General features: G+C 38.2%; 15 protein-coding genes. 6 read left to right on the top strand and 9 right to left on the bottom strand.

What is annotated here, in order from left to right; genetic code table 11:
* Positions 1 to 59: 59 nt before the first annotated feature.
* Together mtnK and mtnA are read left to right on the top strand one after the other, a co-directional pair.
* Positions 60 to 1,241 (top strand): S-methyl-5-thioribose kinase, encoded by a 1,182-nt coding sequence (mtnK, locus tag ACCB35_RS08190; RefSeq protein WP_374056497.1) that lies wholly within the window; start codon positions 60 to 62, stop codon positions 1,239 to 1,241.
* Positions 1,242 to 1,259: 18 nt separating this feature from the next.
* On the top strand, positions 1,260 to 2,306 hold the full coding sequence (mtnA, locus tag ACCB35_RS08185; RefSeq protein ID WP_374056496.1) for an S-methyl-5-thioribose-1-phosphate isomerase: 1,047 nt from the start codon (positions 1,260 to 1,262) through the stop codon (positions 2,304 to 2,306).
* A 54-nt stretch (positions 2,307 to 2,360) separates the two neighbouring features.
* On the opposite strand, the gene ACCB35_RS08180 is transcribed toward mtnA, so the two are convergent.
* From ACCB35_RS08180 to ACCB35_RS08170, 3 genes are all read right to left on the bottom strand, one after another.
* The gene (locus tag ACCB35_RS08180) at positions 2,361 to 2,954 is read right to left on the bottom strand and encodes a metalloregulator ArsR/SmtB family transcription factor (RefSeq protein WP_374056495.1); all 594 of its coding nucleotides are present in this window, start codon (positions 2,952 to 2,954) and stop codon (positions 2,361 to 2,363) included.
* Positions 2,955 to 3,073: 119 nt separating this feature from the next.
* Positions 3,074 to 3,535: a methylated-DNA--[protein]-cysteine S-methyltransferase gene (locus tag ACCB35_RS08175; RefSeq protein ID WP_374056494.1), complete on the bottom strand. Its 462-nt coding sequence runs from the start codon at positions 3,533 to 3,535 to the stop codon at positions 3,074 to 3,076.
* Positions 3,536 to 3,549: 14 nt separating this feature from the next.
* The gene (locus tag ACCB35_RS08170) at positions 3,550 to 5,703 is read right to left on the bottom strand and encodes a PAS domain S-box protein (RefSeq protein WP_374056493.1); all 2,154 of its coding nucleotides are present in this window, start codon (positions 5,701 to 5,703) and stop codon (positions 3,550 to 3,552) included.
* A gap of 170 nt (positions 5,704 to 5,873) precedes the next feature.
* Here ACCB35_RS08170 and ACCB35_RS08165 point away from each other — a divergent pair, with 170 nt between their 5' ends.
* Together ACCB35_RS08165 and ACCB35_RS08160 are read left to right on the top strand one after the other, a co-directional pair.
* Entirely contained in the window at positions 5,874 to 6,899 is a 1,026-nt protein-coding gene (locus tag ACCB35_RS08165) for an acyltransferase family protein (RefSeq protein ID WP_374056492.1), read from the top strand.
* Positions 6,900 to 7,245: 346 nt separating this feature from the next.
* Complete coding sequence (locus tag ACCB35_RS08160) at positions 7,246 to 8,976, top strand: B12-binding domain-containing radical SAM protein (RefSeq protein ID WP_374056491.1); 1,731 nt, start codon at positions 7,246 to 7,248, stop codon at positions 8,974 to 8,976.
* Between the two features lie 26 nt (positions 8,977 to 9,002).
* Here ACCB35_RS08160 and ACCB35_RS08155 read toward each other — a convergent pair whose 3' ends face one another.
* On the bottom strand, positions 9,003 to 9,128 hold the full coding sequence (locus tag ACCB35_RS08155) for a hypothetical protein (RefSeq protein WP_374056490.1): 126 nt from the start codon (positions 9,126 to 9,128) through the stop codon (positions 9,003 to 9,005).
* Positions 9,128 to 9,286, bottom strand: a complete 159-nt coding sequence (locus ACCB35_RS08150) for a hypothetical protein (protein WP_374056489.1) — start codon at positions 9,284 to 9,286, stop codon at positions 9,128 to 9,130. The genes ACCB35_RS08155 and ACCB35_RS08150 overlap by 1 nt, the downstream gene beginning before the upstream one ends.
* A 155-nt stretch (positions 9,287 to 9,441) precedes the next feature.
* On the opposite strand from ACCB35_RS08150, the gene ACCB35_RS08145 reads away from it, so the two are divergent.
* Complete coding sequence (locus ACCB35_RS08145; protein ID WP_374056488.1) at positions 9,442 to 9,966, top strand: hypothetical protein; 525 nt, start codon at positions 9,442 to 9,444, stop codon at positions 9,964 to 9,966.
* Positions 9,967 to 9,996: 30 nt separating this feature from the next.
* Here the strand turns inward: ACCB35_RS08145 and ACCB35_RS08140 are convergent, their stop codons facing one another.
* Positions 9,997 to 11,349, bottom strand: coding sequence for a TrkH family potassium uptake protein (locus ACCB35_RS08140; protein WP_374056487.1), 1,353 nt, complete (start codon positions 11,347 to 11,349; stop codon positions 9,997 to 9,999).
* 264 nt (positions 11,350 to 11,613) lie between these two features.
* On the opposite strand from ACCB35_RS08140, the gene ACCB35_RS08135 reads away from it, so the two are divergent.
* Positions 11,614 to 11,814, top strand: a complete 201-nt coding sequence (locus tag ACCB35_RS08135; protein ID WP_044337619.1) for an alpha/beta-type small acid-soluble spore protein — start codon at positions 11,614 to 11,616, stop codon at positions 11,812 to 11,814.
* Positions 11,815 to 11,894: 80 nt separating this feature from the next.
* Here ACCB35_RS08135 and ACCB35_RS08130 read toward each other — a convergent pair whose 3' ends face one another.
* The 3 genes from ACCB35_RS08130 to ACCB35_RS08120 all read right to left on the bottom strand — a co-directional run bounded on the left by ACCB35_RS08130 (position 11,895) and on the right by ACCB35_RS08120 (position 15,120).
* Positions 11,895 to 12,974: an anti-sigma factor domain-containing protein gene (locus ACCB35_RS08130; RefSeq protein WP_374056486.1), complete on the bottom strand. Its 1,080-nt coding sequence runs from the start codon at positions 12,972 to 12,974 to the stop codon at positions 11,895 to 11,897.
* Positions 12,971 to 13,726: an RNA polymerase sigma factor SigI gene (gene sigI, locus ACCB35_RS08125; RefSeq protein ID WP_374056485.1), complete on the bottom strand. Its 756-nt coding sequence runs from the start codon at positions 13,724 to 13,726 to the stop codon at positions 12,971 to 12,973. The genes ACCB35_RS08130 and sigI overlap by 4 nt, the downstream gene beginning before the upstream one ends.
* A gap of 200 nt (positions 13,727 to 13,926) precedes the next feature.
* A complete protein-coding gene (locus ACCB35_RS08120) occupies positions 13,927 to 15,120 on the bottom strand; it encodes a DUF5667 domain-containing protein (RefSeq protein WP_374056484.1) in 1,194 nt (397 codons plus the stop codon).
* Positions 15,121 to 15,229 lie beyond the last annotated feature (109 nt).

Genomic DNA, 15,229 nt, shown 5'->3' with positions numbered 1-15,229 from the left:
CGGAAAAGCCTCCATAACACCGTCTTTAAATAAGGGGTGTACTAAAAGGAGGAATAAAAATGGCAATTACAAAACTTAATGCGTATCAACCACTTACTGAACAGTCAGCAATTGTGCTGGCCATTCGGTTAAGAATTTTTGAAGACGGAACTCTCTTGACGTGTAAAGAAATTGGAGACGGTAACCTAAACTTGGTATTTCATGTAGTGGAGAGTGAGACAGGTAAAGGAATCATCATAAAGCAAGCACTTCCTTATGCAAAGGTTGTAGGGGAAAGCTGGCCATTGACAATCGAACGGGCAAGAATCGAAGCGGGTGCTCTAAAGCTTCAACAATCATTTGTGGGAGATCTGGTTCCTGAAGTGTACTACTCAGACCCTGCACTTGCGATTACGGTAATGGAGGATTTAAGTGCACTGACGATTGCCCGAACAGGTCTTATCAAAGGGGAAAAGTATCCACAGCTCTCCCAAGACATTGGAACTTTTTTAGCCAATACACTGTATTACACATCCGATTATGCCCTTCATCCTTTCAAGAAAAAGGAATATGTGAAAGAATTTTCAAATCCAGAGCTGTGCAAAATCACTGAAGACCTTGTATTCACGGATCCTTTTTTCAACAGTGAAACCAATGAATTTGAGGAAGAATTATCTGAGGATGTTCAGCAGTTATGGGATGATTTCACTTTAAAACTTGAAGTGGCCAAATTGAAAAAGAGCTTTCTAACTGAAGGAGAAGCCTTGCTGCATGGAGACCTTCATACTGGAAGCATCTTTGTCGATCAGTATCAGACAAAAGTGATCGATCCCGAGTTCGCCTTTTATGGACCGATAGGCTTTGATATTGGGCAATTCATCGCAAACCTTATTTTCCAGGTGATTTCAAACCCTGAAGAGAAAGAAACGATTCTCTATCACATCCAGAAAACCTGGAACGTCTTCTCCACTACATTTTCCAACCATTGGAAAGTAAGTGGCGATGCCTACACGAAGGTAAATGGCTACCTTGAATATGTATTGGAGAAAAGCTTTCAAGACAGCATCGGTTTTGCAGGCTGTGAATGTATCAGAAGAACAATAGGTCTTGCTCATGTTGAAGACTTGGAAATCATCGCTGATAAAGAACAAAGAATACAGGCCAAACGTGCTTGCTTAGCCCTAGGGAAAGAACTGATCGTGAAACGTAAACAGATTTATTCCATCGAGGAACTCATATCCTTAATACAGTCTCATTCCTAATGAATAAAGGAGATTATCATGACACAAACACTTACAATTCCAACTTCACTGGAGTGGCATGAAGATTATTTACTGATTCTAAATCAACAAAAATTGCCTAACACAGTGGAATACATCAAACTGACGAACATTGAAGAATATTACGATGCAATTATTACGCTAAAAGTGAGAGGTGCTCCCGCCATTGGCATTACAGCTGCTTACGGATTAGCCCATGCAGCCCGTCAATATGAAACGAATGACTTAGCAGAATTTATGGACCTCTTTCAACGAGACAAGAAATATCTCGCCGGTTCACGTCCTACAGCGGTCAACTTGGTTTGGGCTTTAAATCGCTTAGAAAATGTACTAGAGCATATATCTTCGGTTAATGAAGCCAAAACCAATTTACTTCATGCTGCAGTCCAACTTCATGCAGAAGACGAGGCAGTATGTCGTTTAATAGGAGAATATGGATTAAGTGTATTGAAGGACAAACAAATCGTGATGACCATTTGTAACGCCGGTTCCATTGCAACGAGTAAGTATGGAACGGCATTAGCCCCATTTCATTTAGGAAGGGAAAAAGGAAAAGCGTTCCAGGTTTACGCATGTGAAACACGGCCCGTACTTCAAGGAGCACGACTGACTGCTTGGGAATTACAACAATCAGGAGTTGACGTCACCCTCATCACCGATAGCATGGCGGCTCATACCATGAAAGAAAGAGGGGTGGAAGCTGTCATCGTTGGTGCTGATCGCATCTCTGCCAACGGGGATACCGCAAATAAAATCGGAACGTCCATGCTCGCCATTCTGTGTAAACACTTCAATATTCCTTTTTATGTGGCCGCTCCGTCCTCCACATTCGATCTATCAATTCGAAATGGTAATGAGATTCCGATTGAAGAAAGAACCAGGGAAGAGATCACAATAGTAGGTGGAACATTGATTTCACCAGAAAATGTACCTGTTTATAATCCTGCTTTCGATGTTACTCCGCATGAGTTGATTACAGGCATTATAACGGAAAAAGGTGTTCTCTACCCTAGCTTTGAAGAAAGTATCCAACAAAGCATCGGTTAAAGCCAAAAGAAAGAGCAGGAGATTTCTCCTGCTCTTCTTTAGACTTCATCGATATTATTCATATAGTTTTGATGACGCCCACATTTCCCTCGGGTTCACTTCGTATATGCCATTTTCCCGGTACATAAACTGATGAATAATAAATTCTCTTCTTAGGGTTGCATAGTCTTCATGAAATTGCTGAATGTATTCATTCAAATCTTTTTCCGGATATTTTTCACCCACCTTTAATCCTTCCACCATATGTTCCAAAATAAATAATTTCTTTTTTTGTTGAGAAGGAATATTTTTGATTCGTCCATTTTTCTCCAGAAAATTATTCTTTACCTTCTGTTTTTCTTTCAATAACTTCTCTGACATCACACTTTCCCCTTTCTCTTCCTGAGCAAACTGATTAAGAACATTCCCATGATGTCTTAAAACCTTTTTATTTAAATAGTAGTAAACCGTGTTCTTCTCTCTTCTTGAATAAACAAGATTGCACTCTTTCAGTTTCGTTAGATGATGGGAGATTGTCGGGGCAGTGAGTCCCAGCTTTCCGGCAATTGCTCCCACGTGCAAGCTTTCTGATGTCAGTAAATAGACAATCTTGATCCGGGTCGGATCCCCCATCGTTTTATGAAAAGCCACCTGCTTACTTAATTGCAAAATGTCTCCCTCTCTCTATTTAGATTATCGTCTAATTAGATAATAATCTAAATAGATAGGAAAATCAATTTCGTATAAAAAACAGGCATCCTCCCGATGGAAGATACCTGTAATTCATTCTATTTTTCCAACAACAATAGGGTTTCTTTCTTATCCACCTGCTTACCGGCATAGCCTGTAAGTGTTTTATTCTTACCTATGACTCGGTGGCATGGGATGATGATGGGGAAACGATTGGCTTTATTCGCTTGCCCTACTGCCCTTACAGCTTTAGGTCTTTGAATCGCTTGGGCTACATCCTGATAAGACCATGTTTCACCGAATGGGATCTGTTGCAGGGTGTTCCATACTTCTTTCTGAAAAGCAGTTCCTTCTATCCTTAAAGGAAGATCAAATTCTCTTCTCTCTCCTTTAAAGAATTGTCTGATTTGTTCTTGTGTACTCTTTAATATTGGATGATCCGTGTCAGAACACGCCTTCTCTTCACCTTCTACAAACTGTACTGAAATAAGATGGCTATGATCTGCTTGAAGCTCTAAATTTCCAATCGGGCTCTCCATCACAATAGCATGAATTGACATTTTGCACGACTCCTTTAAGATTTAGGCAGATAAATATGGAAGGTGGTTCCTTCTCCAACAATACTCTCAACCTGAACGCTTCCTTTATGCTCTTTAATAATTTTAAAGCTTACCATCAGCCCTAGTCCAGTCCCCCGTTCCTTCGTAGTATAGAACGGTTCACCAAGCTTTTTAATCTTATCCTTTGAAATTCCGCCTCCCTGGTCTTTTATTCTAATATGAATCATTTCATCCTCTGTTTCCTGGATACCGATGGAAATGAACCCACCGTCCGTCATAACTTCAATTGCATTCTTGATGACATTAATGAATACCTGCTTTAACTGATTTGGCTCTGCAATGATGGTTGGGAGATTCTTTTGGTAACTCTCCTCGTACTGCACATTGTGCATAACTGCCTGAGCACTTAATAGATCAACGGTATCTTTCATGATCTTGATTAAATTCGTTTCTTGATATTGAATGGCCTGTGGCTTTGCTAACACTAGAAACTCAGTAATGATGGATTCAATTCTCTGAAATTCAGAAGTAATCACATTAAAGTACATTTCATGATCTTGACCTACACTATTTTCCAACAATTGAATAAAGCCTTTTAGGGCGGTCATCGGGTTCCTGATTTCATGGGCAATCCCGGCAGCGAGCTCCCCAACTACACTTAATGTATCTGATTTTCTTAACTGTTCCTGCATTTCAATTTGTTCGGTAATGTCACGAATGATCGTTAGATTCAAATTAGAGAGCAAATTATACTTGGATGACAGCTCCACGTATTGAAGCTTATCCCTATGAGAAGTTAACGTTTTTAAAAACGTTGCCTGTCCTTCTTCTTTTAATTGTTGTAAATACTCATCATATGATTCGTCACCAGGTTCGATATTCAATATCTCACGTACATCTTTTCCGATTAAGTGATCTTTCTCGATCGTAATGATTTTGCTCACTTCTGGATTTGCATCTACGACAACATAATTGTGATTGGTTAGGAGCAGGCCGTCCAATGAGCCTTCAAAAATTTTCCGAAACCTCTCCTCACTCTCCCGTAATTCCTTCTCCATTTGATACCTTTCACTGACGTTACGGAATATCGTCATGTTATAGCCGTCAACGGAATGAAGCTTAGAAGTGAATTCCAAATGCTTCAACTGATTGTTAGGCATGAGAAACAACACTTCATCCCTTACAGCACCACTTCTGTTTAACTGTTCCATGACCAGATCAAACTTTTGGCTTTCCAGAGGGTAAACAAAGTCCCTGATTCTCTTCGAAAGAAGTTCTGAAAGTGAGCATTCAAAGATCTTCAGGGCAGAAGAGTTGGCTTTTAATACTCTACCATCCTGATCCCATAACACAATGGCATCAATCGCTTCTTCAAATAATCCTTTAAATAACTCTTCGTTCCGCTTTAATTGAATTTCCATCTGTCTCTTCTCGGTTACATCTCTAAGGATGGCCATATGAAGCTTGTGATGCACATAGGGACTTGTCGTAAATTCAACAATCGATATGCTGTGTGCTTTTTTTATCGGAATTTCTCCTCGTGCTTTTTTATTTTGAGAAATCAGTTCTTTTATCTTTTCAATCTTATAATGGGCATTTTCAGGGATAAAGGAGCTTATGTTCCTGTTTGTGATTTCTTCCTTGTCCAATCCGACTTGTGAACTGAACGCCTGATTCACATCGTTAATATTTCCTTCAATATCAAAGAGAACGATTCCTTCTGATGCATTCTGGAAAATATTCGATAACAAATGGACATTCATATGATCTTTTCGCTCTTTTTCCTTTAGTTCCGTTACATCCTTGAAGTAGAGATAGGCATTAGGAGAAATGGTCGATTTTTTGAGCAAGAGCTCAATATGAAGGATTTTCTTATCGGTAATATTCATTAGGGTTTCATCTTCAAGGGTTTTTCCTGTTTCCATCACTTCCTTGTAATGAGCAACAATCGGTGCAGGAACAGAAGAGAAAAAACCGCTGAACAGCTTGCCTACAATCGATTCAGAAGTTGTCTCCAGTGTTTCACATGCTTCGAGATTGGCATAGACGATTTTCAACTCTTCATTGATTACGAACATCGGCATGGGTGATGCTAAGCAAATTTCCCTATCGACGGGATGACATTCTTCCTTATTCAGCTCTTTTTCCAGTTTACTACTATTAGTCATTTTCTCATCCCCCTACTAATTTAAAAGACGACTATTGGCTCAGGCATTTATAGAATTCGCATAGCTTCCCATACTTATGGTCATAATTAACAGTGAAATTCATGTTTTACTCATTGTATCCTAGGGTAAGAATGAATTAGGATAAAACTATTCTAAGAGATGGTGAAGATATGAAACAGCGTGACTATTACTTCGACAATGCCAAATTCATTTTGATATTTCTAGTGGTATTTGGACATTTGATCCGGTCCTATATCGAAAGCGATCCCTTTATCCTTTCTTTATATAAAACGATCTACACCTTCCACATGCCAGCTTTTATACTTGTGGCGGGATTTTTCGCAAAAGGATTCTATAAAAAGGGATATATTCAAAAACTAGCGAAAAAGTTAATACTCCCTTACATTGTGTTCCAATTGATCTACACGGTGTATTACTATTTTCTTTATGAGAAATCTACATTTGAATTGGATCCACTTAACCCGCACTGGTCATTGTGGTTCCTAATTAGCTTATTCTGTTGGAATGCACTGCTTTACGCTTTCATAAAGTGGTTCAAATTCAAACCTGCTATTGGTTTGACAGTGGCTTTTTCCCTTGGGTTGCTTGTTGGATTTGCAGACGTGATTTCAAACTACTTAAGCTTGTCCCGAACGTTTGTGTTTTTTCCGATTTTCCTGATGGGCTATTACTTGGAGAAGGAGCACTTCGAATATTTCAAAACGAGTAAAGCTCGTATAGTGGCAGGTTCATTATTTGTTCTCGTATTTTTAGGAATGTACTTCATCCCTGAATTCTCCGATAAATGGTTACTTGGCTCAAAGCCTTATGGAGATTTCGAATGGAATGATACGGTCAGTGTGGCAGTTCGTGCATTTGTATACTTGTTAAATGTTGTGATGATCTTTAGCTTCTTCACGTTTGTCCCTACGAAAAGACAGTTTTTCACTAAATGGGGCAAAAACACCCTGTATGTCTACTTGCTGCACGGCTTCCTTATCCGGTTATTCCGGGAAAGTCAGCTTAAGGATATAATCGATCCCACTACGAGTTTAATACTATTACTAGGTGTATCATTAGTTCTGACGATGATTTTCTCGACAAAGTTTTTCACAAGCATTACGCAACCGATTGTCGAGTTTAAATCAACCAAAATCCAGAAGCTTCTTTCAAAAAGAGAAATGAAAACAAGATAAACCTCACTAGAAAGGGCTGACCCAATTGCAGACACGGGTCAGTCCCTTTTCATGAGTAACTATTCTCTTAAGGTATATTTTAATCCACTTCACTTCTACACAATTATCAAAAAACTATTTATTTTATTATATTATTCGTAACTTTTCCTGAAATTCCTTCTAATACTTACAATAAATTTAAATTCATTTTAGACAAACATTGAGCTTTCTCTCTTCCTTAGATAAAATGATAATCAGTACTGCCTGTATGGGTTGTACGAACAACCCATATATATTGGAAAATTTGGTTTACAACGGTTCATTTGGTATATATCCAGGTGAATTTTAGTATAAAAGGAGCTTATTTATGAAGAAAGTCGTTTTAAGTACGTTAAATGCAAAGTATATTCACACCAATTTAGCCATTCGTTGCTTAAAGGCCTATGCAGAGCCTGAACATGAAATTGAACTGGCTGAATACACCATTAAAGATCCCACCCTTAACATCGCCACTGACTTGTTCTCGAAAAAACCGGATATCATTGGATTCAGCTGTTACATTTGGAATATCGAAGAGACGATCAAAGTGATCAAGATCCTTCGTAAAATCCTGCCTGAAGTAACCATCGTCCTTGGGGGACCAGAAGTCACATATGATGTTCCCTACTGGCTCGAGCGCCTGCAAGACGTTGACTTTATTGTAGTGGGGGAAGGAGAAGAATCCTTTAAGCAGTTATTAGATGAGCTTAATGGAGATAGGGACTTTTCAAAGGTCCATGGAGTCGCTTATTTGGCAGATGGAAAGCCTGTCATCAAGCCACAGCAGAATAAAATCGATTTAAGAGAAGTGCCTTCACCATTTCGCTTTCAAGAAGACCTGCCTCAATTGGGTAAAAGGGTCACCTATATTGAGACAAGCAGGGGTTGTCCTTTCCGCTGTCAGTTCTGTCTTTCCTCGATTGAAGTAGGTGTACGCTACTTTGACAGGGAAAAGATAAAAGATGATATCCGTTTCTTAATGAAAAATGGTGCCAAAACCATTAAATTTGTTGATCGTACGTTCAATATTAGTCGAAGCTATGCCATGGAAATGTTTCAATTTCTAATTGATGAACATTTACCGGGTACTGTCTTTCAATTTGAAATAACCGCCGATATAATGAGACCGGAAGTAATTGAATTCCTGAACGAAAATGCCCCTGCAGGGTTATTCCGCTTTGAAATTGGAATTCAATCTACGAATGATGAAACGAATGACCTCGTAATGAGAAAACAAAATTACACGAAACTGACGAGAACCGTTACCATGGTGAAAGATGGAGGAAAGATTGATCAGCATCTGGATTTAATTGCCGGTTTGCCTGAAGAGGATTACAACTCTTTCCGTAAAACTTTTAATGATGTATTTGAATTGCGACCAGAGGAGCTTCAATTAGGATTCCTGAAGATGCTTCGTGGTACAGGCTTAAGGATTCGTGCAAACGATCATCAATACACGTATATGGACCATTCACCTTATGAAATCCTGGGAAACAATGTATTGTCCTTTGATGATATCGTTAGAATCAAACAGGTAGAAGATGTATTGGAAAAGTATTGGAATGATCATCGTATGGATCGTACGATTGAATATTTAGTGACCGAGTGCTTTGAAACTCCCTTTGATTTCTTCCAACAATTCGGCTCTTACTGGGAAAACCGTGGTTGGTCAAGAATCGGACATCAACTGGAAGATTTGTTTAAAAGGCTGCATGAGTTTTTATCTACAGAGACAAGCTTCAACATTTCGATTATTGAAGGTCTAATGAAACTGGATTATTTAGAGAACCAGAAGTACAAACCACGTAAGCCTTGGTGGACTCATGAACTGACTAAAGCAGATCGATCTGCTATTTATCAATCCTTGCTGGCAGAACCAACTATCGCAGGAAAATCTTTCGCTCTTCTAAACTTAAATGAAAAGGAATTGTATAAGCATACACTCCTGGAAACCATTCAATCCAAGGATGGACAAGATCAGTATGTATTAGCTTACTTTGAACCAGCAACCGGTCAATCTACCGTATTTGAGATTGATCGACAATCTGTATCACTATAGACAAGAAAAAATGTTAAGCGAATCGCTTAACATTTTTTCTTGTCTTCTTTTGCTTTTGGCTGTTTTTGAGTTACTTCCAGGATCTTGGCTGCATTAACATCTCCGAATTCCTGACCAAATTCTTCGCGAAAAGATTGTTTTTTATCCTTCATCAGCTTTTACCCTTCATCCCTTTAGAAGAGTTTCGATTCTTCCCCTTCGCTGAATCTTCTCCTTGAGAGAATTCAGCTGAGAATTCTGACTCTTGTTTATTCTTTAATGGCGTTTGGTTGTTTTTTTCAGCAGCATTATACTGTGCTTTTCGTTTCATGTAACTCATCTCCTTTGTTACCCTTATTTTCTCCATTCGTTTCTCTTTCCATTCCCTAAGAAGCCGCGTAAGGTATTCCAATACTAGAAGAAAAAGTCTGAATAAATGAAGCATTTAACCAGAAACTAAGCAAAAATGCTAAATGAGGATATGAAATGATATTTGTCTTCTTACTTTGCTATGCTCTACTCGGATGGAAATTTGGAAATTGGAAAGAATTTTACAGCTATTATCCAACTTTACTGTTTTTTATTATCGGCGATTTACTATCCCAATTCCTTTTGTATGACTATTCCATGTGGGAATTCCAAACGGTTACAGCATTTGGCGACCACATCAACCTGAATCATACGATCATATCACTTTGTAAAATGGCTGTTCAATACACTGCCACCATTGCAATCTTTATCGGGAAACTGCCTTCGTCTTTCCAGGGAAAAGTCGCATGGATTATGTTGTGGACGGGAATTTACGGTGTAGGTGAAGGCTTATCGCATGTTCTTGGGATGATGACCTATCACAACGGCTGGCATTTTGGCTGGGATATCCTATTTAATATCATGATGTTCACCGTACTCATTGTTCACCATAAAAGCCCGATAATTGGATGGATTATATCCTTTCCCATAATTTTCTTTCTTTGGCTATATTTCGATGTGCCCTATTCTGCACTCAAATAAAAAAACGATGCGGCAAAGCATCGTTTTTTTCTATCCGATAATAACCCGTTCCTTTGGATAATGATAGTTGGTTGTTTTCTCTTTTCCTCCTATCATAAACAAGAAGGATAGAATGCCGACTCGACCGATAAACATGAGGGCAATAATCACACACTTTCCAATCGATGAAAGGTCAGAGGTGATCCCCAATGATAAACCTGTTGTTCCGAAGGCAGAAGCAACTTCAAAGATTATTTCAATAAGACTGTGATCTTCTGTAATTGTTAAGATTACGACTGACACGAAACACATAAGGACTGCCACCATCGTTACGACTAATGATTTAATGATATCCTGTTCGTGTACTTCTCTTCTAAAAATCTTGATCGTTTTATTGCCCCTGGCGAAGTGGAATAAGAACAAGATATTCAAGGCAAAAGTTGTTGTCCTAATTCCTCCACCCACTGAGCTTGGAGAGGCGCCAATGAACATTAACGCACTCAAAACCAACAATGTAGGAGTTGAAAACTCTGCTACATTCATGGTAGCAAGACCACCACTCCTCGTCGATGAAGATTGAAAGAGTGAATAAAAGAATGATTCATGCCAAGACATACCTGAAAAAAATCGATCATATTCGAACAACCATATAACCAACGTACCGAAAATTAATAATATACCAAAAGTAATGGTCGTAATTTTAGTGAATAATGAGAAATGATGTTTGCTTCTTTTCTTGTTCATTAAATAGTCTTTTGTCTCGATTAATACCGGAAATCCAATTGCCCCTAATGTGAGCAAGATAATTGTAATAAATTGCACAAAATAATCATCTTTAAAGGGAATGAGTGATTGACCGGTAATATCAAATCCAGCGTTTGTCGTAGCACTCACTGAGGCAAAAAGTCCGTGGATGAATGCTTCCTGCCAAGTTTGATAGTAACTCAGGAAATAAACCCCTAAAATAAATGCACCAACTAATTCAATTACAATGATAAGTAATAATATTTGCTTTAATAGATGAACAAGGCCGGACAGATTTGTTTGATTTTGATCCGTCATAATCAATCGCCGTTCTTTCAGCCCTATTTTCTTACCTACCAGAAGCCAGAAAAAAGTTCCAAGAGTCATGATCCCAATTCCACCGAATTGTAAAACAAATACCAATAAGAATATTCCTGTTGTATTAAACGTATCGGCGGTACTAACAACCGTCAAGCCCGTTACACTCACCGCACTGACGGAAGTGAAAATAGCATCAATAAAACTCCACTCTGCCCCGGGTTTATGGGCGAATGGTAAGCTCAAAAGAATCGTTGCCACTGTAACGGCAATTAGATAAAAGGTTACAATGACTTGAGCAGGAGTCAATTTATTCAAATTTAATCTTAATTTATACCACATATATGTATTTCCCTTTCAAGGTTATTTCCTTTTCTATCTTAATGAATATGAACGAAGAATGAAAGGAAAAATGGATAATTTACTATATGTTTATTCTTTCTATAACGACAGATGCTTAACCATCAAGATAAAATCACTCAATTTGCACCATACAAACTATACAATTTCGGCGAAATATTACCATTCATGTTCAAAGAAATAAGACAAATAATAGTACTACAGAAACATCTTTGTTTCAAGTCTACTAATAAGGAGGAAACGACTATGGCTAGAAGCAGCAATAAATTACTAGTTCCTGGTGTTGAACAGTACCTTGATCAAGTGAAATATGAAATTGCTCAAGAATTTGGTGTAACACTTGGATCAGATACAGTAGCCCGCTCTAACGGATCTGTTGGAGGAGAAATTACAAAGCGTCTGGTTAAACAAGCTCAATCACAACTTTCTGGACAACAAACTAAATAATAATGGCATGGGGTAGCCGGTTTCCACCAGCTGCCCCTTATAAATAAGAACGACCCATTTCATAAATGGGCCGCTGTTTATTAGTCATTGTCTTTTTTATTCTCTTTTCTATCTTGGTGTTCATTTTTCTTTTCTTTGTTTTCCTTTTCACGATTTTCACGGTTTTCATTGCCTCTGGATTGATCTTTATCACCTTGATTAGAAGAGCCATTATGTTTCCCATGGGACTCATTCCATTTGTGATGGTCAGAGGAATTGCCTTTGCCTTGGGGTTGTGCTGGTTTTTCTTGAGGCTTATTTTCATTTGGAAGAGGTTTATCATTTTTTGGATGGTTCTCAGGTTTCGCTGGTATCTGCTTCTTCTCTTCAGATGGTAATTCCACCTTTTGATTCTCAACCTTTGAATTCTCCTCTCTCATCAATTCCTCTTTGAGCACATCTTGGTCTTTACTCTCTTCTTCAGGATTCCCTGCTGGTTTCGGTGTTTCAGCTTTTTCGGTTTCACGTAATAAGGAGCCTGCAGTCATTCCTTTATCAGAAGCTTCTTCTCTCATTTCCTGCGATGTTTCTTTCACCGTGATATTCATGTTATGGGATGTACTATATTCTTGAACAAACATGTTTATTTCAGCAACCAAATCATCTTCAGTCTGATCATTCGAATCCTCAATAAATGAAGAGGTGATGAGAACATTTTGATTCTCTTTTAAATATCCCATTTCTTCACATAAAAGGAAAATTTCCTTTGTCACTTCACTTACATCCATATCTCCCCAGTCACCCAACTCTTTTAGAAGCACTTTGGCATCTTGATTGTAAGGGGTGATCTCTATCACCTGTTGCTTTTTATTCAGTGTCAATTCCATACTTGGGTTGATATCGACAGACACATAGGCATATGCCTGGTTACTCTGTAAGAATGCACTTGAAAACAGGGTGAGGATGACGATTATGGCTGTTAATAATGCAGTCGATACTTTCCAATTCCATTTAATAGGTGGTTTCGCCATAGCAGGTTCATGATGTAAAGGAAAGAAAGGAATTTCTTCTCCTATTGTATAATGTTGATTGGGCTGTCTTCTTCCCGTCAGAAATTCCCCTTCTGACGTCATCATAACGAGGATATCACGTTTGATTTCCATAATGATCCCTTTTTTCATATCTCTAACCGCCCTTTTAAGTAATCCCGTAAATATACATAATCTCCAATAAGAATAAGAGTAATGGCAATAATATATTTTCTATTTCTCTCGATTGTTTTTCTGCTGACGTTTACCTGTTTCTCTATTTTTTTTATGGGTAACCGTTTCTTTTCAAGGAGGTAATCCAATAGTTCTTTGGAATTCACTACCGTTTTTGCAATGTCAATGGCATTCAGTCTGGCATCTTCATGCTTAGGTGACTGTTCGACCAGCTCATGGAAGGATAATTTGAAGTGAGAAAGATGTTCTTGGAAAGAGATGATCTCTTCCCGCCTCTTCCTTCCTTCCTGCTGCTTCCCATATTCTTCAACTGAGACAATTTGCTCGATTGTTAAATTCGGGTTCTCTTCATCATCCTCAACCAGACTCATGTCGATGCTCACATCCTGAAACTTCCCGTTTTTTCTGATATAATCAATGACTTTCCGTTTGATGATTACTTCAGAAAAACTGATGATGGATGACCCTCGCTGATAATTATATTTTAAGATAGCGTCATGAAAGGCAATAAGACCGATGCTAAATTCATCATCACTTTCATAAATATATCGTTTACAGACTGAAGATACCGTTTTTTTTATAAATGGCTTATAGTCTTCAAGGACTATGTTCAGTAATTGTTCATCACCATTTTGTATTTGTATCGCCATGTCTTCGAGCGTTTGTTTCTTCTTTTGTTTGGCTAATAAAAATAGTAATACATTTAGCATCAGTCTCACTCCATCCTGCACACTATTATACTCATATGAAGTTGATTTTAAAAGGATAATAGAGAGGAAGGGGTACCGCTTAAGTAATCTTCACAGATGCATTCCACTCAGCAAATGACAAATCACTTCAAGTCCAGTATCCCCTTCGAGACTGACGGGTCATTAGAATTCCAGCCTATCCTGAAGCTTTTGCTTAATTCTTAGTCTTTATTGTGACCCTTGCCGTTTTCTTTTCCGCTTTCACCGTTATGACCCTGATGTTCCTTCTGTTTTACATCTGACTGATGCTGTTTCTTTTCTTCTTTAACATCTTGACGAGCTTGTTTTTCCTCGTTTTTCAATTGTTTGTGCGCTTCTTTTTTCTCTTGCTTTTGCTGTTGCTTTAATTCTTTTTTCTCTTGCTTTTGCTGTTGCTTTAATTCTTTTTTCGCTTCTTTTTCCACATGCTGAACTTTTACTGGTGCAGTTTTTTCTGTTTCTTCTTTCACTGTCTCAGTTATATTTCCATCTGTATTTTCATCAGTCGTTGTTTCGTTTGGCACTGATTCTTCAACCGAAGTTACAGAGTCTTCCTTCATCGATGCATCGGATTCTGTTTCTTCTTTAGCCTTTGCTTTTTTCGTCCATTTTTCTTCAAGCTTTGCAAGCTTTTCGGCTAATTTCTTATAGCTTTTTTCAATGTTATTTTGAAGAGCTGCTTTCGCTTTTGGATTCTTCACTTTTTCCATATTCGCTTGAAGTGAAATGATATTTTGTGACATCAGTTCTTCCATTTCAGTCATTTCATCCGATTTCCCTTCGGAATCTGCTTCTTCTACAGTACCTTCTTCATTACTTTCTTTGGTTTGTTCAGTTTCACTGTTTTTCTCTTCAGTATTCAATTCATCTGCAGTTTCGCCCTCTGACTTTTCCATTGAATCCTCTTCAGAAGATTCTTCGTTCTCACGTTGTGGTAATTCTTCTCCAGAGCGTTGAATCATTTCAATGGCATGATTGATTGCTTCGATGGCTTCCTCTTCTTTTCCTTCTTCAAATAAAGCTTCTACTTCAGCAAGTCTTTCTGCTGCATACTCTGCAAGTAATTTCGCTTCTTTCGCGTCATCCATCGTAAAGGCAAGCTTCACTTTCTCTAGAGCAAGCTTTGCAAAATAGAAGAAATCACCAGGAAGTAATGATGGGTTTTCTGTCTTTTCAAGTTTTTCAATTTCTGTTTTAGCAGAATCAATCATGGCTTCATCATTCACTGTAACTCCTGTACTGTCCTTTTGCTCAATTGTAACCGTGTCGAACGTTTTTTCATCGTTATTCGCATAAGCCATTGAACCTGAAAAGCTAATAGATCCTGCTACTAATACAGCTAAAGATGATTTCATTAATTTGGAATGTTTTGTCATATGTACACCTCGGAAGTTGAATTTTTATTAGTCGATCGATCGCCTTATTAAAGGAGTTACGTTATGAGAATTTTTTTTGAGGGGGTTTATACAAATAAAAATTGAAAGT

Origin of the sequence: Rossellomorea sp. FM04394 (assembly GCF_041889765.1) — a bacterium.
Classification (GTDB): Bacteria; Bacillota; Bacilli; order Bacillales; family Bacillaceae_B; genus Rossellomorea; species Rossellomorea aquimaris_B.
This window is presented reverse-complemented; position numbering and strand designations above follow the sequence as displayed.